This window comes from Syntrophomonas wolfei subsp. methylbutyratica, from assembly GCF_001570625.1.
Lineage (GTDB): Bacteria > Bacillota > Syntrophomonadia > Syntrophomonadales > Syntrophomonadaceae > Syntrophomonas > Syntrophomonas methylbutyratica.
The window spans coordinates 1-20,541 of record NZ_BBQT01000009.1 but is presented as its reverse complement, the minus strand read 5'-3'; the positions used below and the strand labels follow the sequence as shown (position 1 = coordinate 20,541).

The 20,541-nt window shown below is 48.3% G+C and carries 20 protein-coding genes; 16 read left to right on the top strand and 4 right to left on the bottom strand.

Features of this window, described 5'->3' with window-relative positions; all coding sequences use genetic code 11:
- Positions 1-19 precede the first annotated feature (19 nt).
- The 8 genes from ruvX (at position 20) to AWB54_RS08130 (ending at position 6,569) form a co-directional block, all read left to right on the top strand.
- Positions 20-445, top strand: a complete 426-nt coding sequence (gene ruvX, locus AWB54_RS08165) for a Holliday junction resolvase RuvX (RefSeq protein ID WP_061214123.1) — start codon at positions 20-22, stop codon at positions 443-445.
- An 82-nt stretch (positions 446-527) separates the two neighbouring features.
- Positions 528-824, top strand: a complete 297-nt coding sequence (locus AWB54_RS08160) for a DUF1292 domain-containing protein (RefSeq protein WP_061214122.1) — start codon at positions 528-530, stop codon at positions 822-824.
- 65 nt (positions 825-889) lie between these two features.
- Entirely contained in the window at positions 890-2,407 is a 1,518-nt protein-coding gene (locus AWB54_RS08155) for a VanW family protein (protein WP_061214121.1), read from the top strand.
- 265 nt (positions 2,408-2,672) lie between these two features.
- A complete protein-coding gene (gene mltG / locus AWB54_RS08150) occupies positions 2,673-3,710 on the top strand; it encodes an endolytic transglycosylase MltG (protein WP_061214120.1) in 1,038 nt (345 codons plus the stop codon).
- A 274-nt stretch (positions 3,711-3,984) separates the two neighbouring features.
- Positions 3,985-5,220: a peptidase U32 family protein gene (locus AWB54_RS08145; protein WP_061214119.1), complete on the top strand. Its 1,236-nt coding sequence runs from the start codon at positions 3,985-3,987 to the stop codon at positions 5,218-5,220.
- Positions 5,210-5,455, top strand: a complete 246-nt coding sequence (locus AWB54_RS16685) for a DUF4911 domain-containing protein (protein WP_082736106.1) — start codon at positions 5,210-5,212, stop codon at positions 5,453-5,455. The genes AWB54_RS08145 and AWB54_RS16685 overlap by 11 nt, the downstream gene beginning before the upstream one ends.
- Before the next feature lie 496 nt (positions 5,456-5,951).
- A complete protein-coding gene (locus AWB54_RS08135; protein WP_061214117.1) occupies positions 5,952-6,134 on the top strand; it encodes a type II toxin-antitoxin system HicA family toxin in 183 nt (60 codons plus the stop codon).
- Between the two features lie 33 nt (positions 6,135-6,167).
- A complete protein-coding gene (locus tag AWB54_RS08130) occupies positions 6,168-6,569 on the top strand; it encodes a type II toxin-antitoxin system HicB family antitoxin (protein ID WP_061214116.1) in 402 nt (133 codons plus the stop codon).
- 167 nt (positions 6,570-6,736) lie between these two features.
- Here AWB54_RS08130 and AWB54_RS16510 read toward each other — a convergent pair whose 3' ends face one another.
- Positions 6,737-6,850: an acyl-CoA dehydrogenase family protein gene (locus AWB54_RS16510; RefSeq protein ID WP_268873640.1), complete on the bottom strand. Its 114-nt coding sequence runs from the start codon at positions 6,848-6,850 to the stop codon at positions 6,737-6,739.
- 82 nt (positions 6,851-6,932) lie between these two features.
- On the opposite strand from AWB54_RS16510, the gene AWB54_RS08125 reads away from it, so the two are divergent.
- The 5 genes from AWB54_RS08125 (at position 6,933) to clpB (ending at position 14,627) form a co-directional block, all read left to right on the top strand.
- Positions 6,933-8,639, top strand: a complete 1,707-nt coding sequence (locus tag AWB54_RS08125; protein WP_160328929.1) for a peptidoglycan D,D-transpeptidase FtsI family protein — start codon at positions 6,933-6,935, stop codon at positions 8,637-8,639.
- Positions 8,640-8,813: 174 nt separating this feature from the next.
- A complete protein-coding gene (gene dnaK, locus AWB54_RS08120) occupies positions 8,814-10,685 on the top strand; it encodes a molecular chaperone DnaK (RefSeq protein WP_061214114.1) in 1,872 nt (623 codons plus the stop codon).
- Positions 10,686-10,729: 44 nt separating this feature from the next.
- Complete coding sequence (locus tag AWB54_RS08115; protein WP_061214113.1) at positions 10,730-11,752, top strand: DnaJ C-terminal domain-containing protein; 1,023 nt, start codon at positions 10,730-10,732, stop codon at positions 11,750-11,752.
- The gene (locus tag AWB54_RS08110; protein WP_061214112.1) at positions 11,749-12,027 is read left to right on the top strand and encodes a chaperone modulator CbpM; all 279 of its coding nucleotides are present in this window, start codon (positions 11,749-11,751) and stop codon (positions 12,025-12,027) included. Before AWB54_RS08115 ends, AWB54_RS08110 begins: the two co-directional genes overlap by 4 nt.
- Before the next feature lie 5 nt (positions 12,028-12,032).
- Entirely contained in the window at positions 12,033-14,627 is a 2,595-nt protein-coding gene (clpB, locus tag AWB54_RS08105) for an ATP-dependent chaperone ClpB (RefSeq protein ID WP_153014690.1), read from the top strand.
- A 145-nt stretch (positions 14,628-14,772) separates the two neighbouring features.
- On the opposite strand, the gene AWB54_RS08100 is transcribed toward clpB, so the two are convergent.
- The 3 genes from AWB54_RS08100 to AWB54_RS08090 form a co-directional block, all read right to left on the bottom strand.
- Entirely contained in the window at positions 14,773-15,108 is a 336-nt protein-coding gene (locus AWB54_RS08100; RefSeq protein ID WP_061214110.1) for a type II toxin-antitoxin system PemK/MazF family toxin, read from the bottom strand.
- Positions 15,101-15,298, bottom strand: coding sequence for a hypothetical protein (locus AWB54_RS08095; protein ID WP_061214109.1), 198 nt, complete (start codon positions 15,296-15,298; stop codon positions 15,101-15,103). The genes AWB54_RS08100 and AWB54_RS08095 overlap by 8 nt, the downstream gene beginning before the upstream one ends.
- 123 nt (positions 15,299-15,421) lie before the next feature.
- Positions 15,422-17,479, bottom strand: a complete 2,058-nt coding sequence (locus tag AWB54_RS08090; protein ID WP_061214108.1) for a DNA topoisomerase III — start codon at positions 17,477-17,479, stop codon at positions 15,422-15,424.
- 363 nt (positions 17,480-17,842) lie between these two features.
- Here AWB54_RS08090 and AWB54_RS08085 point away from each other — a divergent pair, with 363 nt between their 5' ends.
- From AWB54_RS08085 to AWB54_RS08070, 3 genes are all read left to right on the top strand, one after another.
- Complete coding sequence (locus AWB54_RS08085) at positions 17,843-18,112, top strand: type II toxin-antitoxin system RelB/DinJ family antitoxin (protein ID WP_061214107.1); 270 nt, start codon at positions 17,843-17,845, stop codon at positions 18,110-18,112.
- The gene (locus AWB54_RS15315; protein ID WP_082736095.1) at positions 18,109-18,366 is read left to right on the top strand and encodes a Txe/YoeB family addiction module toxin; all 258 of its coding nucleotides are present in this window, start codon (positions 18,109-18,111) and stop codon (positions 18,364-18,366) included. Before AWB54_RS08085 ends, AWB54_RS15315 begins: the two co-directional genes overlap by 4 nt.
- Before the next feature lie 511 nt (positions 18,367-18,877).
- Entirely contained in the window at positions 18,878-19,288 is a 411-nt protein-coding gene (locus AWB54_RS08070) for a sigma-70 family RNA polymerase sigma factor (protein WP_082736094.1), read from the top strand.
- The last annotated feature ends 1,253 nt before the right edge of the window (positions 19,289-20,541 follow it).

Here is a 20,541-nt window from a genome sequence, read left to right as displayed (position 1 = left end):
GGAGGAATAAAAGGGCGCAATGCGTATAATGGGGTTGGACCTGGGTGAAAAAAGAATCGGTATAGCCTTCAGTGATCCTATGGGATGGACGGCTCAAGGGCATTCGATTTTGCAGCGAAAAGGGCTGAAGAAAGATTTAAGCTACTTGCAAGAGCTGTGTCAGGAATTCCAGGTCGAGAAGATAGTATTGGGTCTTCCCCTCAATATGAATGGTACTATGGGGCCTAAAGCTCTGGAAAGCCAGGAATTTGCCCGGGCCTTGCAGGAGGTATTGAAGATTCCGGTCGATCTCTGGGATGAACGCTTGAGCAGCAAGAGTGCGGAAAGAGTCCTTTTGGAAGCTGATCTTTCACGCAAAAGGAGAAAAGAACTGATAGATAAAATAGCGGCGGTTCACATACTGCAGGCTTACCTGGACGGGGGTTGTTCGGGGAAGGATTATTAAAATTAATCTTTGCTGAGGAAAGATTTGACAACAGCCCCGGAAAACAATAGAATTACACTTATCTAATGAAAGAGGTGACTTTATGACCGAAGAATTTTTGGAGGAAGACTTTCCAATTTTGGTACTGGTTGATGAGGATGGAATAGAGCACCTGTTTGAGTTGCTGGCTGAATTGGAAATCGAGAATGATAAGTACCGGGTTCTTGTTCCCCTGGATGAAGAAGATGAGGAATATGATGAAGAAGACGGAGAAGTGGTTATTCTGAAAGTAATTATCGATGAGGAAGGCAATGAACTGTTGAGTGATATCGATGATGAAACAGAATGGGAAATGGTAGTTGAAGCCTGGCAGGAACTCGTGGATAGTGAAGACCTTTAGTTTCGAAAAAAAGGAGCCGCGAGGCTTCCTTTTTTTCTTTTGGGGATATGGTGGGGGGAAGGATTTTGGCCAATGAGAGAGTAAAAACAAGCATATTCTTTAGCTTGATACTGCTGCTGGGAATAGCTTTAGCGGGAGCGATGTATTTTTTTCAGGTTTTTTATAAATCACCCTACTTTATGCCGGGGGTCAAGATTGCTTCTACAACGGTAGGGGGATACACTAGTAAACAGGCGGCATCAAGACTGGAGCGGGATTTGGAGGAATACAAAAAAACCCCGGTAATCTTTCACTACCAGGGATATAGTTTTGAAAGCAAACTGGAGGATTTAAGCTATCCTGTAAACTATGAGGAAACAGTTAATAAGGTCTGGCAACAGGAGCAGGAACGAGATTGGCCCTCCAAGCTTACTAATCTGGATGGTTCCCGGGAAGTTATCTATCCGTTGAAACTGGAATACAAGCCTGAGATCAAAGCCCGGATGATTGATGAGTGGAATAAGGTTTTGGGGGCGGCGGCGGAAGATGCCCGCCTGGAGATAGAAAAGCAAAAGGGATTGGTATTAATCCCCGCCAGGAAAGGTTTAAAGGTAGATCCTGAGCAGACTTTTGCCGATCTTCCTCAAGAGTGGGGACAAATGGAAGAAATAAAAATCCCTATCGCCATGCAAGAGGAATGGCCGCAGGTGAAGGATGAGGATTTAAGCAATATGGGGGAACTATCCTCATTTTCCACCTGGTTTAATGTTAATGAAATAAACCGTTCCCATAATCTCTACCTGGCCTCATCGGCTATTAACACCTCTATGCTGCCTCCCGGCGAGATTTTTTCCTTTAACCGCCGGGTGGGGGAGAGGGTTATAGAGGCTGGCTATCGTGATGCCATGGTGATTGTCAATGGAAAATTTGAACCCGGTCTGGGAGGGGGCGTATGCCAAGTTTCATCGACTCTTTATAATACTGTTTTGCTGGCTGGATTGGAGATAGTGGAGAGACACAATCATGCCCTGGCAGTGGCTTATGTTCCGGTGGGGCGGGATGCTACTGTAGTCTACGGATTGCAGGATTTCCGTTTTAAGAACAACAGCCCCTATCCTATTTATATTAGAGCCTGGGCTCAGGCGGGCAAACTTACCATGACCATATATGGCAACCTGACGGAAAAAAGAGATATCCATTTATCTACTATTGTAGACCGGGTCATTCCGTTTAAAGAGATACGGGAAAACGATCCCAGCCTCAATCCAGGTCAGGAAAAGCTTGACCATGCCGGTATTCAGGGTTATGTAGTCAGGTCATTTCGTAATTATATGGATGAAGAGGGCCGCTTGCTTAAAAGTGAGCAGTTGGCATCAGATTATTACAAGCCCCTGGATAGGCTGATCTATGTAGGGCCGGGTGTTAAAGTGGAATCACCGCCTGAGAATGTTGATAATCCTGAGAATCCCCCGAATGGAATTGAGCCTGACCCGCTGGGCGACAGTACCGGCGAGGCAGCGCCGCTGGTGGAACCCGGGCCCTCGGAAATCCCGAGCCCGCAGCCGGAGAATGGGGATGAGGGTACGCCGCCCATCACAATATAGGAAGACGGAGGACGGAAGACAGAAGACGGAAGACAGAAGACGGAAGACAGAAGACAGAAGACAGAAGACAGAAGACAGAAGACAGAAGACAGAAGACGGAAGACAGAAGACAGAAATCGGAGGACGGAATGGTCGCCAGACGCTGATCTGAAGAAAGTATGACATGGGGACGGGGTTGTTGACACAAAAAGATTCTGTTTATCACTATAATTGATGGGTGAAGGGTAGGGAGTATGGATTAAATTGCTGAGGAAAGTGGAGAGAAATGAGTGAAATAAAGTTGAGATTGGAGAAACCTAAAGTTGTAGCAATAATACTGGCGGTTTTATTTATAATACTGGCCGGAGTTTTCTTTACCGGACAAATGATTGCTCGCCAGTACCAACCGGTGGATCCTGCTGATAAAAGTATGGTGGATATTGTAATTCCGGAAAAAACCGGTGCCAGGCAGGTGGCGGACTTGCTTTATAATGAGCGGCTGATACATAAGCAAAGTGTTTTTCTGGCCTACTGCCAGAAGAATGGTTATGATAGCAGCCTGAAGGCAGGTCACTATCGCTTTAGCCGCAGCCAGTCGCTGAAAGAGATTGTTGATGATATTGTTCAGGGCCGGATAGTCAATATTTCTTTTACCATTCCCGAAGGTTATACCCTGGAACAGATTGGGCAACTGCTTATTAAGAAACAGCTTTGCAGTCAGGAAGAATGGAATATGAGCATAAAACAGGATTATGATTTTGCTTTTTTAAAAGCGCTTCCTTTAGAGAACGAGAACCGGCTGGAAGGTTTTTTATATCCGGAGACTTATTTTGTTCCCGAAGATTATAATTGCCGGCAGGCAATTGAGCTTATGTTGAACAATTTCGAGCAGGTATGGCAAAAGAAGTTTGCCGAGCAGGCTCAGGCTAAGAATTGGAGTGTTTACCATACCATCACTCTGGCTTCCCTAATAGAAAAAGAAGCTCAGGTGCCGGAAGAAAGAGCGATGATTGCGGGTGTGATACTAAATCGTTTGAATGCCGGTATGCTGTTGCAGATTGACGCCAGTGTACTCTATGCCCTGCAGAGGCATAAAGAGCTGGTCACCTACGCCGACCTGGAAGTAAACTCTCCCTATAATACCTACAAATATGCCGGTCTGCCTCCGGGTCCGATTGCTTGCCCGGGCGAGGCTTCAATAAATGCCGCTCTAAATCCTAAGGAGCATTCTTATTATTATTATGTTTCCAAAGGAGACGGGAGCCATTTCTTTTCCCGGACCTATAGTGAACATCTCCGGGCGCAGAAAAAATACGGACAATAAGCAGCTGTAGTTATGCCGGGCTGGTAAGAAAAATGAGGGGTAAGGGGTGAGGGGGTTAAATTATTTCCTGCTCCCTCTTACTGTTCAAGAGCCTGCTCCCTCACGCTTGAACGGTGGTTGTGGCTCCCACCCTGCACCCTGCACCCTTCGGGTACTCCTGGTGTTCCACCCTGCCGGGTGTCACTATTAAGGTTGCGGGTACTCCTGATGTTCCGCCCTGCCGGGTGTCACTATTAAGGTTGCGGTCATGAGGGGCTGTTTAGGAGGTTGTTTTATGAAAGAGCCGGAACTGGTCCTTCCTGCTGGAACCCTGGAAAAACTTAAAACGGCAGTATTATTCGGCGCGGATGCCGTTTATTTTGCCGGCAAGGAATTTGGCCTGAGGGCTTATGCCGGAAACCTCAGCCGGGCTGAGATAGAGGAAGGACTTGCCTTTGCCCACAGTAGAAAGAAGAAGGCCTACCTGGCCGTAAATATACTGGCCCATAACCGGGATATGCATAAATTGCCCGCTTACCTGGAAGAAATGGCCAGTTTGCAACCAGATGGCTTCATAATATCCGATCTGGGAGTATTGCGCCTGGCGCAAAAATATGCTCCCTCAATTCCGCTAACCATAAGCACCCAGGCCAATGTAAGCAACTATGAAGCGGTTTGCTTTTTTCAGGATCTGGGAGCCCGGCGGATTGTCCTGGCGCGGGAATTGAACCTTGGTGAAATCGAAGAAATCAAAAAGAAAAGCAGCGTGGAGATTGAAATATTTGTTCACGGCGCCATGTGTGTCTCTTATTCGGGACGCTGCTTACTCTCCTGCTACATGACCGGTCGCAGCGCCAACCAGGGAGCCTGTGCCCACCCCTGCCGCTACCGTTACGCCCTGGTCGAGGAAAAAAGACCCGGGGAGTATTTTGGTATAGAGGAAGATGAAAGAGGCAGTTATATACTGAATTCGCGCGATCTTTGCCTGTTGGAATATATCCCCCGCCTGCTGGAAGCGGGAGTGGATGCCTTCAAGGTGGAAGGGCGCATGAAAAGCCCGCTTTATCTTGCCAGTGTGGCCAGTGTTTACCGCCAGGCCATAGACCGGTATAGAGAAAGAGCGACCCCTTTTACGAGAGAGGAATTGTCGGCCTGGATGGCAGAGCTGCACAAGACCGCTACCCGGCCCTTTACCAGCGCTTTCATCGGCGGAGAAGAAGACCGGGCCCAGGATATCGACAAGGAAGAAATGCCGCTGCGGGCGGAATTCTGCGCTATCGTTACCGGCTACCGCGAGCAGCAAGGCCTGATTGAACTCCAACAAAGGGCCAATTTCGGCTGTGGCGATTACCTGGAATTTCTATTGCCCGGAGGAGAGCTTTTAGGGTTTGTGTTGGAGAAACTATATGATGAAGATTTAGCGCCCCTGGACCGGGCCCGTCATCCCCAACAAAAGGTCTTAATTCCCTTTGACCACGCTCTGCCCGAATTTTCCATATTGAGAAAAGGGGGGAAGATAAATCAAGGATAAGATTTTTCTACGCTTAATCCCCCAACGAATTGACCTGCTAACCAAGATTATTGAGGCCTATGATCACCTGGGAGTCGTTTCGACTATTGGCTCTAGCTCAGGCCTGGTAATAATAAGAGGAACTGAAGACAGTATCCCCGAAATAAGAGGAATACTGGACAACCTGCCTTTCCCCGTTGAAGTTTTGGATGGGATGGAAACAGAACTTCTTGCTCCAGTGAGGGCCGGGGAGTAGTCGCACCCCATACCGGTGCTATATTCATCTGTGCTTAAGTAATTAACTCAACTTTCGCAGCAAAGATTACTGAACAGCTATCCCACCTTTTCAAACTTGATTCCACTGCAAAAAGTAATAATTATGCATTAGCTTGCATAAATATTCCGCTCCAGCGTCCTTAATAGCGACCGCAGGGAGCATCAGTTGTGCCCGACAGGGCGCTACGCATGGGCAACACCAACGGCTTGTCTCGCGGCTCAAGGGGTACCGCGCCAATCTCCCGTCCATGGGAGGTGGCGCTCTCGCGACATCCTGTCGCTCGCCCCCTTTCGCCTGCTCGTCTTCGCCGGGTGTAGCATCCATGCTTCGCCAACGCTCGCTTTGCATATTTATGCAACCCCATGCAACAAAAAGGGTTTTTTGCAGTAGAGTCAAACTTATGTTCTTTTCTTTTTTCTTTTCATTGACACGTATAAATAACACGTGTATATTTAGTTACGAGGAGATTGTGCGGATGAAACCTAAAGAATTACTTAAATTGCTTTACACAGATGGCTGGGTGAAAAAAGCTCAAAGAGGATCGCATATACAATTAATTCACCCAACTAAAACAAATAAGATTACAGTTCCATACCACAACAAAGACATTAAACCTGGAATCCTACACGACATCATTAAACAGGCGGGGTTGAAATAAGCTCCGCTAAATCCCGAAAAGGAGGAATGTATTTTGGATAAATATTTATTCATGGCAGTGTTTACACCTGCCCCGGAAGGTGGCTATGAAGTTAGATTTCCCGATCTACCCGGCTGCTTCTCACAAGGTGATTCTTTAGAAGAAGCCATGACTATGGCTAAAGATGCATTAGAACTACATCTCTGGGGAATGGAAAATGACAACGATCCAATTCCCCCCGCAACCCTACCAGAGAATATTGAATTAAAAAAAGGCTGCTTCACTGTTCCTGTTAGCGTCTATATGCCGCCTGTTCGGGAAGAAATGGACAACAAAACTATTAAAAAAACCCTGACCATCCCAGCTTGGTTAAATCGTGTTTCTGAAGAAGCCGACATTAACTTCTCCCAAACCCTGCAAAAAGCTTTAAAACAGCAGTTAGGTATTCAAGACTAAACCCAAAGAGCCGGGCAATTAACCCGGCTCTCACCACTCTTTTCAGCTTATATAATATCACATGTCAATACTGCTCTTTACTGCCCAAATTGATTTTTGACAATGATTATTCTTTTTACTGAGCCAACATGGTGCTTTGATACTCAATTAGCTGCTGCCCATGCTGATTATAGGTCCTCGCGATAAAAGCGTTCAACCTTCGACCCCTTCATGAAGCCATATCCCCCCTGAATTTGCAATGCTTTAGTGGTATGCCGGGCCGCAGATTCGGAACAGAACAACGATCGTCCCCGTGATATACAGGAATAGAATCCCTCTTCTATGGTCAAAGCTATGGCTAAAGGCTTAAAGGGGGTTTTTCTTTTGCCGCTTCGGCGTCTCTATTTTTTAATGAGCTTTATTTTGCTGCTTTATATGATTTTGGCCCTGAGGATTGCCTATTTTCAAGTGATAAAAGGCCAGGAGCTGGCAGCCCAGGCAACGGCCATGCGCAGTCAGGGCATAAGACTGAGTGAATACTCCCGGGGAGAAATACTGGATAGAAATTTCCAGCCTTTAACCGGGAGTTACACTTCAACCGCACTTTATGGGCTGCCTGCCGAAATGAGAAGCAGCCGCTCTGTCAGTAATGAGATTTACGGAAGAGACACCCTGCAGATGACGGCCGAGATTCTGGGCCGGATTCTGAATAAGCAGGATAGTAGGAAAATTCAAGAACAATTTAGGCAGGCTGCCCAAAGTGGAGCTGCTTTTGTTCGTATAGCTTCGGATCTGAGTGAAGCAGAAATCCAGCGAGTCCTTTCCCGTAATCTGGCCGGGATTGCTGTGGCCCCTTTGATTAAAAGGTATCGCCAGGACGGCTTTTGCTGTCATGTTCTGGGTTATACCGGGGGATACCATAATAACGAAGGGCAGGCGGGAATAGAAAAACGCTATGATGCTTTACTTAAAAAAGGCAACTCTCCCCAGGAATTGCTTTCCGTTTATGATGCGCGGGGGGCAGTTATTAAAGGCTTAAATTTCAAATTCTATGAGGAAGAGGATAGGGCCAGGGGCAGTGTGGTTTTGACTATAGATAAAAGAATTCAGGAAATAGTGGAGAAGGAAATATCCGCCAAAGTAAAATCAGGTGCAGTAGTAGTAATGGATGTGGACAGCAGGGAGGTACTGGCAATGGCCAGCCGTCCGTCATTCAATCCTTATCATATCGAATACCTGTTGCAACATGACCAGAACAGCAGTCTGATTAACCGAGCCTTGAGCCGCTATCATCCCGGTTCGCTTTTCAAAATTTTGGTGGCAACGGCTGCTCTGGAGGAAAACCTGGTATCTGAGCGGGATAAGTTCCATTGTTCCGGAAAATATTTTTTCAATGAGACGCAGTCCACTTCCTGTTGGAAGGAGGAAGGGCACGGAGAGCTGAGTTTTGCCCAGGCATTTGCCTGCTCTTGCAATCCGTCATTTATCGAAGTGGGTCAAAAACTGGGAAGAGAAAAGCTCTTGACCTATGTGGATAAATTGCATTTATGTGATGAAACCCTGCTGGGCTATGCATACCATCCCGGTTCCTATGTCAGGATCAACCCGGGGAAGATAGCTCTCAGCAATGCCTGCCTGGGACAGGAAGGAGTAATGCTAAGCCCGTTGCAGATAACCTCCCTGCTGGCTACCGTAGCTGATGACGGACTCTGGCAAGCCCCATCATTGCTGCGCTATACTATAAACAGCAAAGGGGAGCGAAGCAGGATAGCAGCAAGCCGCAAGGAAAGGGTAATCAGCCCGGAAACAGCTGGCAAGGTCCAAGAGCTTATGGAATTGGTGGTTAGTGAGGGAACAGGAAAAAATGCGGCTTTGGCCGAGATTAAGGTAGCAGGAAAAACAGCTAGCAGCGAAACGGGAAACTGGAAAGAAGACGGTGAGCAATCCTTGGATACCTGGTTTGGCGGTTATTTTCCGGCGGATAACCCCCGCTGGGTCGTGCTGGTTCTGGTGCAGGAAGGGGAATCGGGAGCAGTAGATGCGGCTCCGGTTTTTAAGAATATTGCCCGCGAGATGCTGAAAATATTTTAAAAGAAGGGGTCGTTCTTTTTGTTTGGCAGAACAGAAAAAGCGTCTCCTTTTTTCTATAAAATTTATCTTTGACCTTTATTGACTATTAACCATAAGGCCGTTATAATAATCTTAGAGACTATTGGAAATAACAGAAAAAAAGCTAAAGCTCAGTGAATGAAGGAGGGAGATAAGATGGCTAAAGCAGTGGGTATAGACCTGGGTACCACCAATTCAGTGGTAGCCATTATAGAAGCCGGGGACCCGGTAGTAATAGTGAATGCTGAAGGCAACCGCATCACCCCTTCGGTGGTCGCATTTAAGGACAACAATGAAAGACTGGTGGGGCAGATTGCCCGGCGCCAGGGAGCTTTAAATCCAGAAAACACTTTTTATTCGGTCAAGAGGTTTATGGGCCGGCGTTATTCCGAGGTGGAAAGCGAGCGCAAGCTGCTTCCCTATACGGTAGTATCCGGACCCAATGATGCTGTTCGCTTCAAAAGCCGGGACAAGCTGCTGGCTCCGGAAGAAATCTCCGCCATGGTTTTAAAGAAGCTGGTGGAGGACGCTTCCAAATACCTGGGAGAGAAGGTCAAGGATGCGGTAATTACCGTTCCCGCCTACTTTAATGACGCCCAGCGGCAGGCTACCAAGGATGCCGGCCGTATTGCCGGGCTTAATGTTTTGCGGATAATAAACGAACCGACCGCAGCTGCGCTGGCTTACGGTCTGGATAAAAAGGCCAACCAGACTATTCTGGTATTTGACCTGGGAGGAGGAACTTTTGATGTCTCTATCCTGGAGGTGGGTGACGGCGTGTTTGAGGTCAAGTCCACCAACGGTGATACCCACCTGGGCGGGGACAATTTTGACAAGGCTATTGTGGATTGGCTGGCCGAAGAATTCAAGAAAGATTACGGCATAGATTTGCGGCAAGACAAACAGGCTTTGCAAAGGCTGGTTGAAACAGCGGAAAAAGCCAAAATAGAGCTTTCCAGCGTGCTGGAAACCAGCATCAGCTTGCCTTTTATTACGGCTGATGCCTCTGGAGCCAAACACCTGGACATGAAGCTGTCCCGGGCCAAATTTGAGGATTTGATCCATGAAGATTTGGAACGGCTGCGGGGTCCGGTGAAAGCGGCTTTAGACGATGCAAGGCTTTCGGCTCGCGATATCGATGAAGTAATACTGGTAGGGGGCTCCACCCGCGTACCGGCGGTGCAAAAGCTGGTGCGGGAATTAAACGGAAAAGAACCCAACCTGGGGGTCAACCCGGATGAAGTTGTGGCCGTTGGAGCAGCTATTCAGGCCGGAGTTCTCGCCGGAGAAGTCAGAGATGTACTGCTCTTGGATGTAACGCCCCTTTCCCTGGGGGTGGAGACCATGGGAGGAATAATGACCCGTATAATTGAACGCAATACCACTATTCCGGCCCGCCGCAGCGAAATCTTCAGTACGGCCGAAGATAAGCAGCCGGCGGTTGATATTCATGTACTGCAGGGAGAACGGGAAATGGCTCGGGACAACCGTTCTCTGGGCCAGTTCAAGCTGGAGGGTATTTCCCCGGCACCCCGGGGTGTTCCGCAGATCGAGGTCAGTTTTGACATCGATGCCAATGGCATATTGACTGTAAGCGCGCGGGATCAGGCTACAGGGAAAGAACAAAGTGTGACCATCAGCGGTTCTTCCAACCTGGATAAGGCTGAGGTTGACCGTATGGTTAAAGATGCCCAGACCTATAGCGAGGAGGATAAGAAACGGCGTCAGGAAGTGGAGGTAATGAACCAGGGTGACAGTCTCTGCTATACGGTGGAGCGCAAGTTGAAAGCGGTGGGCGAACAGCTCCCGCTGCATGAAAAAGCCCGTATAGAGGAACTCTTGCAGGAGCTCAAAAAAGCCCTGGAGGAGAAGGCGGGCTTGGATAGGCTGAAAGAGCTGATTGACGAATTGGGGCAGGCGGCCTACAGCCTGGATAATATAGAGCCCGCAGCTGCGGGGCCGGATAGAAGCGGCCCGGCTGCAGAGGGGAATGCTGAGGTAGTGGATGCCGAGTTTGAAGAGAACTAAAGACTTTTGCAGTGATAAGAAAATAGATAAACGGAGGGGCCCAAATGGCAGTTAATTACCTTGATTATTACAAAATCCTGGGTGTCGAGCGCGATGCCGACGCCAAAAAGATAAAGGCAGCCTACCGCAAGCTGGCCCGCAAGTGGCACCCCGATTTGCATTCCGGCAAGAAGCGGGAGGAAGCCGAAGAAAAAATCAAAGAGATTAATGAGGCCTATGAAGTACTCAGTGATCCGGAAAAAAAGGCTCTCTATGACCGCCTGGGCCCCAACTGGAAAAATGGCGAGCGGGTGGATTCCTCCGGTTTTGGTGATGGAGTTTTCTATCGCAGCAGCAATATAGACCCGGAGGACTTGCAGGGTTTCAGCGAGTTCTTTTCCAGCCTTTTTGGCGCGGAGCCGGGCCGCCAAAGCCGGAGAGCCTCTTACCGCAGTGCTCCGGTCAGGGGGCAGGACATAGAGAGTACTATTGAGTTGAGCCTGGAGGAAGCCTACCACGGGCTCAGCAAGTCCATAACCCTTTCCACGGCTGCCGCCTGTCCGGAATGCCAGGGCAGCGGCTTGGCGGGCCGGGGATTCTGCCGGCGCTGCGGCGGTACCGGCAGTGTTTCCGAGGCCAGGACCTTGCAGGTAAAGATACCTCCCGGTGTCCACGAGGGCAGCAGCATTCGCCTCAAAGGCCAGGGAGGAGAGGGGCTGGGCGGAGCTGAACGGGGTGATCTCTATCTCCAGGTTCGCATCCTCCCCCATCCTGTTTTTACGCTGCGGGGCCGGGATTTGGAAACCGAAATTACTTTGCGGCCAGAGCAGGCCGTTCTGGGAGACCGGGTTACCGTGCCCACTCTGGATCGAAAGCTAACGCTTAAAGTCCCGGCAGGAAGCCGCAGCGGGCAGAAACTACGGCTCAAAGGCAAGGGCATGCCCGCCCGCCAAGGGGAAAACGGAGATCTCTATGCCCGGATCAAGATTGACCTCCCCCATGATCTGTCGGAAGAGGAAAAGGAACTCTATCGTCAACTGGCAGAGCTGCGTGCTCCCCGTCAGGCGGAGAGGGGGGTAGCCGAATGAGACTGGTAAAGGTTTATTACCATAGCAAGGAAGAAAAGATTCCCCTCAGCTGGCTCAACCTGCACCCGGATTTATTAAAAATTATGGAAGAAATGGGGATAATAGAGCTGGCCGGTGATAGCATTAAAGCTGATGGCCTGCAAAAGATTTATAAGATGATGCGCCTGAAAAACCTTCTGGGGGTTAACTTTAACGGCGCAGCTATTATTGTAGATTTACTGGAGCGTATCGAAGAACTGGAAGATGAAATCGAAGAGCTGAAGAGAAAGAGGTGATAGGAGTGAATATGGAGCGTTTGACCCAGAAATCAAGGCAAGCTTTGCTGGCGGCTCAGAACCTGGCCCTGGAGAAACGGCAGCAAGAGGTGCAGGGAAAGCATTTAATGATGGCCCTGTTGGAGCAAGAGGGTGGTTTAGTACCCCGCCTGCTGCAGCAGGCCGGTATCAGTATACCCGCTTTTACCCAGCAGCTGGGGCAGCGTTTGGATAAAATTCCCTCGGTATATGGCTATGAAGGAAATGTCTATTTGAGCGGCAGCCTGGGGCGGGTATTGAACCGGGCGGAAAAAGAAGCCCAGGACTTGAAAGACGACTATATCAGTGTGGAGCACCTTCTGCTGGCCCTGCTGGAGGAAGGGGAACCGGACTTGAAGGATCTGCTGCAGAAGGCGGGTTTAAACCGGGAAGGGATATTCCAGGTTCTGCACGGCATCCGCGGTTCCCAGCGCGTCAGCAGCGATAATCCCGAGGATAGTTATGAGGCCCTGGAGCGCTACAGCCGGGATTTGACCCGCCTGGCCCGCGAGGGCAAGCTGGACCCGGTAATTGGGCGGGATGAGGAGATAAGAAGGACTATCGAGATATTATCCCGGCGCACCAAGAACAATCCGGTTTTAATCGGTGAGCCCGGGGTAGGCAAAACCGCCATAGCAGAAGGACTGGCCCGCAGGATTGTGGCCCGGGATGTGCCGGAAGGCCTGAAAGATAAGCGACTGCTGGCTCTGGATATGGGTTCCCTGGTGGCCGGGGCCAAGTACCGGGGTGAGTTTGAAGAAAGACTGAAAGCGGTGTTGAAGGAAGTAGAAGACTCCGCCGGGCAGGTTATACTCTTTATCGATGAACTGCATACGGTGGTGGGAGCCGGGGCCGCGGAAGGGGCCATGGACGCCAGCAACCTCTTGAAACCCATGCTGGCCCGGGGTGAGCTGCGAGCCATAGGAGCCACCACCATCAGCGAGTACCGCAAACATATAGAAAAGGACGCGGCTTTGGAAAGGCGTTTCCAGCCCATAATGGTTAATCCCCCCTCGGTGGAAGATACTATTTCCATATTAAGGGGCCTGAAGGAGCGCTATGAGGTGCACCACGGGGTGCGTATACAGGATTCCGCCCTGGTGGCGGCCGCCGTATTGTCCGACCGCTATATTTCCGACCGTTTCCTGCCGGACAAGGCTATAGACCTTATGGATGAAGCCGCCGCCCGCTTGCGTACGGAGATAGACAGCATGCCAGCGGAATTGGATGAAATTACCCGGCGCATCATGCAGCTGGAGATTGAAGCCGCAGCCCTGGGCAAGGAGAAGGACGAGGCCTCCCGGGAACGGCTGGAGGACCTCTTAAAAGAGCTGCAGGATTTGAAGAGCGAAGCGGAAGTAATGCAGGCCCAGTGGCAAGCGGAAAAGGAAGCCATTTCGCGGGTAGGCCAGTTGAAACGCGACATCGAGGATTGCCGCTACGAAATGGAAAAAGCGGAAAGGGAATACGACCTCAATCGTATCGCCGAATTGAAATACGGTCGCTTAAACGAGCTGGAGAGGAAGCTCCAGGCGGAAGAGGAATTGTTGGCGGGAAAAGAGAAACACAGCGCGCTTATTAAAGAAGAAGTGGATGAAGAAGATATTGCCCGGGTAGTAAGCCGTTGGACCGGGATTCAGGTCAGCCGCCTTATGGAGGGGGAAAAAGAGAAACTTATGAACCTGGAGGAAATACTGCATCAGCGGGTGGTGGGACAGGAAGAAGCGGTAAATGCCGTTGCCGATGCCGTCATCAGGTCCCGCAGCGGTTTGAAAGACCCCAACCGTCCTGCTGGCAGCTTTATATTCATGGGCCCCACCGGGGTAGGCAAAACCGAGTTGAGCAAAGCCCTGGCCGAAGCCCTGTTTGATGATGAAAAAAACATCATCCGCCTGGATATGTCGGAATACATGGAAAAGCACAGCGTAGCGCGCTTGATTGGCGCCCCTCCGGGTTATGTAGGTTACGAAGAAGGAGGACAATTAACTGAAGCCATAAGGCGCAAGCCCTATTCGGTCATATTGTTTGACGAAATCGAAAAAGCCCATAGCGATGTATTCAACATCCTCTTGCAGATTTTGGATGACGGGCGCCTGACCGATGGCAAAGGCCGGGTGGTGGACTTTCGCAACAGCATTGTCATAATGACCTCCAACATCGGCAGCCAGGAAATACTCAACTTCCAGCAGGCTGGCGGGGACTATGAAGACATGAAAAACCGGGTTCTGGGGCTTCTGCGCTTGAATTTCCGCCCCGAATTCTTAAACCGCCTGGACGAAATAATAGTATTCCATGCTCTGGGAGTGGAACAGATCAAGGAGATAGCTGAAATACTGCTTCAGAAACTGGCTCTGCGCTTTCGCCAGAACACGCGAGCCGGCCTGGAATGGGATGAAAAAGCCCTGGATTACCTGGCGGAAAAAGGCTATGACCCGGCCTATGGCGCCCGTCCGCTGAAACGCCTTATCCAGCATGAAATCGAGACCGCCCTCTCCCGGGCCATGGTAAAAGGCGAAATCAGAAATGAGGGTGAAGTAATTATCTCCGCCGAAGGCGGGAAGATAGCACTGAAGATAGGATAATGAGCAGATAGAATAAGGAAGGGACAAACGGAAGCTTTGCTGGAAAAAATGAAACTTGTGATAGCAGCTTAGACATTGTAAGAAGGGGAGGGAGATTGCTGGCGTTATGCCAGCAATCTCCCTCCCCAAGATGTCTCCAGGTTTTTTATTTTATTAACTCGCTAATCTTCGACCGTACCTTTTCCATTATATCATGGGATACTATACCGAATTTACTAACAATAATTTCTTGTGACAATGTATAAATCTTATCACAACGAATACATGATTTTATCTTTAACTGCCCTTCGTCTAAATTATCATCGGTAATTTCTATTGAATATTTCTTTTCGTTGAGATTTGAGGTAATTGCCAAAACAATAATATCCCCGGTCAATTCGTTGTAATAATCATTAGAAATTATTAAAACTGGTCTCTTTTTGATAGATTGCAAATTGCTGAAAGGTATAGGTATTAGAACTATTTCACCTTGTTTAGGCATTATTCCAGACCTCATCATCAATAGCGTTATCCCAAAAATCACAGCTGGTTTGACTGGCCATTTCTAAATCCTTAAACTCAGTTTTTCTTCTTTTCATTTCAAGAAATAGAGCAAAATCCAAGACTTCTTTTGCTTCTATTTCAGATATTCGGTTCACTAGTTCAAGTAAGTCTTTTTTTGCTGTATTCACTTGATTCACCACCTTAATCGTTTCTTCACTATAATTATATCAATAATCAAACAGGAAAAACCATAATATCTCGCCTATATATTTTGTCTTCATTGGGATAGGAAGTTCTAAGGGGAGGACTGGCTAGCCTTGTTCTTTTTTGGCCAAGGCGGCTTTGAGCAGTTCGCCCAGATTGGTTTCCAGTTCCTCCTGATCGCTGTATTTGGCCATAAGCCTGCGGTTAACCCGGCTGTTGCCTCCCCTCCCGCTGAAGTCCTCCGCCTCCGGCTGGCGATAGCCGCAGGAACGCTCGGGACAGGCCAATATTTTGCCCTTCCGGCCGTTGACCAGCAGCATGAAACGCCCACACTGGGGGCATTTGCTTTTGCTTACATTATCTGCCCGGTAGGTACTGCTGTCGCTCTTGATGCTCTGCACCAGCTGCACCGTATCCCGGCGAATATCTGCCATAAAATCCGGTCTTTTGCCCTGGCCCCGGGCAATTTCCGCCAGTCTTTGCTCCCACTGGGCCGTCAGTTCCGGCGAACGCAAGTCAGGGGGCGCTAGGTCCATCAATTGTATACCTTTGGATGTGGGAACCAGTTCTTTTCTCTGGCGCTCAATATAGCTGGTGCGAATAAGTTTTTCGATAATCTCCGCCCTGGTGGCCGGGGTGCCCAGGCCACTGCCCTTAATGGATTCACGCAGCTTTTTATCTTCCACCAGCTTGCCGCAATTCTCCATGGCCGTTAAGAGAGTGGCTTCTGTATAGCGAGCCGGTGCTTTAGTTTTATGTTTGCTGGCTTTGCCGGACTTGACCTCCAGCGTTTCTCCTTTCTTGTGCCGGGCCAGGGTTTGCTCCGGCAACTGCTCTTCATCTTTCTCGTCCTTATCGCCCGGGACGGCCTGTACAGCTCGCCAGCCTCGGTCAATCTCCACCTTGCCCCGGGAATGGAAGTTTTCCCCCTCGACCACGGTTATAATAGTAGTCTGCTCATAGCGGTACGGGGGGTAGAGAACCGCCAGGAAGCGCCGGGCTATCAGGTCATACAGACGCCTTTCCTCTTCATTGAGAGAATTAAGCTGCAAGGGCTGTTCAGTAGGAATAATAGCATGATGATCGCTCACCTTGCTGTTGTCAACCAAGCGTTTGCCTGGCTTCAGGGTTTTTTGCAGCAGAGGACGGGCCAAGTCTGCATAGGGTCCCACCCCCATGCTTTTCAGCCGCAAAGGCAGAGTAGGGACAATGTCCTCGGTAATATAGCGGGAATCGGTACGCGGGTAGGTTACCAGTTTGTGCACTTCGTAGAGCTCCTGCAGTACAGACAGGGTTTTCTGCGCCGACCAGCCCAGACGCCGGTTGGCCTCCCGCTGCAGCTCGGTCAAATCATAGGCCAAGGGCGGTGCTTCACTCCTGGCCTCGGTTTTCACCTCTTTTATCGCAGCCATTCGGCCCTTGATGCGGGATAATATCTCTTCCGCCCGGGCATAGTCGAATAGCCGTCCCCCGTCCTTACCGCGCCAGTCCCCATAATAATCGCCGAAGTCGGCTCTGATGGTCCAGTAGTCGCGCGGGACAAAATCTTTGATTTCCTTTTCCCGCTTCACTATCATAGCCAGGGTTGGGGTCTGAACCCGGCCGGCGTTGAGCTGGGCATTGAATTTGCAGCTCAAGCTCCGGGTTACATTAAGCCCGATTAACCAGTCCGCTTCAGCCCGGCAGGCAGCAGCTGCGTAGAGGCTGTTATATTGCGTTCCCGGCTGTAAACGGGCAAATCCTTCGCGGATGGCATTATCGGTTTGCGAGGAAATCCATAGCCTTTTGAAAGGCTTTTTCCAGCGAACTATTTCCATGATCCAGCGGGCCACCAGTTCTCCTTCGCGCCCGGCATCAGTGGCAATTACCAGCTCTTCAATATCGTTCCTTTTCATAAGTTCCTTGACTACCTGGAATTGATGCGAGGTCTGCTTGATAACTTTGAGCTTCATCTTTTCCGGGAGCATGGGAAGGTCTTCCATCCGCCACTGTTTCAATCTTTTATCGTAATCATCCGGCTCCGCCAGGGTGACCAGATGCCCCAAGGCCCAGGTTACCACATAGCGCGGTCCTTCAATATAGCCTTTGCTTTTTTTGCTGCATTGCAGAACCCGGGCTATCTCCCGGGCCACACTGGGTTTCTCCGCTAAAACCAGAGACTTCATGAGCTTATACCTCTATTCGTTAATAGTTTGCCAGGGGTAAGGAGTAAGAAAGATGCGGCATCAATCTCTTGCTGCTCACTCCTAACCCGATGCTGCCACTATTATAGCATAAATACCAGTGTGCTCCGGTAGCTCCCAGAACTCGTTGCCATTATACTATCCCGCATGTTAAATATCGGAGATATCAGGCTGGCGATGGCAGTTTGGGATTTAGCGATAAGGCTGGAAACTATTTAGCAGCTTCATGCAGTGATATAATAAATAATAAATTGGCAGGTAACCCCTAAAATATCAAATAATAATTGACGTTGTATATAAATTTATAGTTTAATGAATATAGTGATAGGGAAAGGAAGTGCATTGATGACACAAATAAATGTTAACATTCGAATGGACGAGAACTTAAAAAAACAATTTGAAGCTTTTTGCTCAGAAATTGGAATGAATATGACAACTGCCTTTTGTGTTTTCGCAAAAACGGCAGTACGCCAAAACAGAATCCCGTTTGAAATATCAGCCGAAAGCGACCCATTTTACAGTGAGGCCAATCAAGCAAGACTGAGAAAGGCCATTGCCGACCTCAACGCAGGAAAGGGAAAAGCCCATGAGATAATAGAGGTCACCGATGAATAAACTGGCAGGAAGATGCGTGGGAAGATTATCTGTATTGGCAAACACAGGATAAAAGAATCTTGAAACGTATAAATCAGCTATTAAAGGACATTGACCGCAACGGCTATGATGGCATCGGCAAGCCAGAGCCTTTGAGATATGAATTCCAAGGGTTTTGGAGTAGACGAATTGATGATAGTAACCGCCTTGTTTACCGTATTAAAAACGGTCAGATAGAGATTGCCCAGTGTGGCTCTCATTACCGGGATAAATAGTATAACGGCCAAGAAATTGGATTTTACCCTATCCACCAGGAAGATCCTCTTCCTAAACGAAGCGAAGGAAGGTTCGCCTTAGCGACCGCATTTCCAATCCCGCTAGGCAGTTTAATGTGGCTTTTTTGGAGTCTGGATGAAAGTGGTATAAGACGAATTTATACATGGGCACAAAATACGGAGTTCAAGTGCAAATTAGTAGTTGTTGTTTATCCTGCCTGTCCTACTGGTTATCTAGACTTAGAAGAATTACTTCAGTTACGGCAAAATACTGAGGGCAAATTAGACTTTCGACTTTATGTTACGAATTCAACTAGGGGCGAAAAAGAGCCCTATATTGCTATATCGGTGGATATGCTGGATACAGGTATAGATGTTCCGGAGCTGGTTAATATAGTCTTCTCCCAGGAACCCCCATCTCTCCCCCTCCCCAAAATTTTCATGTCAGATTAAGGCACATTTTGTTTAGCAACCTCATATAGTATAGAGCGCAGAATTTGGAGGTGGTAATTTGTCCTTCCTATTGTGGGCTCTGGCTATTACCGGAATCCTCAAAGGCAGTTTGTGCCTATTTGCCTATCTCAATAACCAGGTTTTCCCCCAGCCGCTTTCCGAAGAGGACGAGCGCAAGTGCTTGCAGGAAATGCAAAGGGGAGGGGAAGAAGCACGGAACATTTTGATTGAACATAACCTTCGCCTGGTGGCCCATGTAGTGAAAAAATATGAAAGCAGTGGAGAAGATCTGGAGGACTTAATCTCCATTGGCACCATTGGCCTGATCAAAGCTATTAGGACTTATAATTTTGAACGGGGGATAAAACTGGCCACCTATGCCGCTCGCTGTATCGATAACGAAGTTTCAATGTCAGCTCCGGGCGGTAAAAATTGGTATACAGTAAAGATGATAAAAGCGTGCTATTAGCGTAGCCTTCGGCTTTCCGAAGGTATTTTGCCTTTTGTATGAAGGAATTTCCCTATTGGTAGGCGTATATGTAATATCAGGTACCAACTACAATTATGGGGGAAACATGATCAAAAAAATTCTCTTTAAAAAATTATCATTCCTTGAAACGGTTTCGATAGTTCTGGCTTTCATAGTTTTACTATGCCTACTTAACCCTAGACCCCTTACTTTTTCCTGTATGATTTATGCTTTATTGGGGGCTTCTGCTTTGGTTTTTGTATATACAATATTCTGCTGGCAGAAGCTTGACAATAACGGCAAAGCAGGAAGTATTTTAAGTATAGTGGTATGGTCAGCTTTATTATATGGTTTTATCCATACCAACGGGCTAACAATATCAAGTTGTTTTCTTTAACTGAACCCCGCAAGAAATCTCCATCTTCTATAAGTGGGAGATGAAGGTTTATTGGTTACAGACGCTTGTTGGTAGAGAGTACATAACCGGTAAAACAAGTCAAATAACTCTCCGCATTGTTACATTCCAGGGTTTTAATTCAGAGGAAATGCTTTGCTTGGGCTTCTTCATTTCCACATATAGAACACCTGGTTTTATAATAGACCCCGATTTCTTGCTGCAGACATTCCGTTAGCTTGCAAGTTACCCGCCGGTACTCTTCAATCTTCAGGTCCACCAGTTCCCGCTCTACAGTCCAGAAAGCCATGGGGTTAATGTCGCAGCCGATGATGTTGCAGCCCAGGCAGTTAGATTCCAGAGCCGGAGTTCCACCATGTATAAAAGGATCGGTTATGGTAATCCCACCCAGATGATTTCCCTCTAATGTTGAAAGAAGATGGGGAATTGTGGTAAATACTGTTCATTCTTATTTGTTGTTTTCTGTCCATTTTAGTTTATCGGTTATAAGGGGTTGACGGGAGTAAAATAATTACAATACCTGATTGCGAATAGCATATTTATGGCATTATTAACGAAAATTATTATATCGTGACAATACATAGGGGAATATGAAGGAAAATCGTGGTTGTTTGTTTGTTCAATGATTACTATGCTAACAAATAGGGAATTGTGCGGAAATGTTGGAAGAAGCCAATATGTGCGATGTTTTGTTCTCAGCACCTTCGTCTAATGTCTATCCTGAAAACTATATAACATTGAAGGTTAAAAAAGCCAAAGAAATACTAGACTCAAGCAAATGATTGAGCGTGAAAAAAGCTCTTTGAAAATTAAATTGTTGCCTAAGCTGTACTTATCC

Coding starts and splice junctions, on each gene's coding strand:
- ruvX (WP_061214123.1), top strand. CDS start 20: ATGCGTATAATGGGGTTGGACCTGGGTGAAAAAAGAATCGGTATAGCC.
- AWB54_RS08160 (WP_061214122.1), top strand. CDS start 528: ATGACCGAAGAATTTTTGGAGGAAGACTTTCCAATTTTGGTACTGGTT.
- mltG (WP_061214120.1), top strand. CDS start 2,673: ATGAGTGAAATAAAGTTGAGATTGGAGAAACCTAAAGTTGTAGCAATA.
- AWB54_RS08145 (WP_061214119.1), top strand. CDS start 3,985: ATGAAAGAGCCGGAACTGGTCCTTCCTGCTGGAACCCTGGAAAAACTT.
- AWB54_RS08135 (WP_061214117.1), top strand. CDS start 5,952: ATGAAACCTAAAGAATTACTTAAATTGCTTTACACAGATGGCTGGGTG.
- dnaK (WP_061214114.1), top strand. CDS start 8,814: ATGGCTAAAGCAGTGGGTATAGACCTGGGTACCACCAATTCAGTGGTA.
- AWB54_RS08115 (WP_061214113.1), top strand. CDS start 10,730: ATGGCAGTTAATTACCTTGATTATTACAAAATCCTGGGTGTCGAGCGC.
- AWB54_RS08110 (WP_061214112.1), top strand. CDS start 11,749: ATGAGACTGGTAAAGGTTTATTACCATAGCAAGGAAGAAAAGATTCCC.
- AWB54_RS08100 (WP_061214110.1), bottom strand. CDS start 15,108: ATGCCTAAACAAGGTGAAATAGTTCTAATACCTATACCTTTCAGCAAT.
- AWB54_RS08090 (WP_061214108.1), bottom strand. CDS start 17,479: ATGAAGTCTCTGGTTTTAGCGGAGAAACCCAGTGTGGCCCGGGAGATA.
- AWB54_RS08085 (WP_061214107.1), top strand. CDS start 17,843: ATGACACAAATAAATGTTAACATTCGAATGGACGAGAACTTAAAAAAA.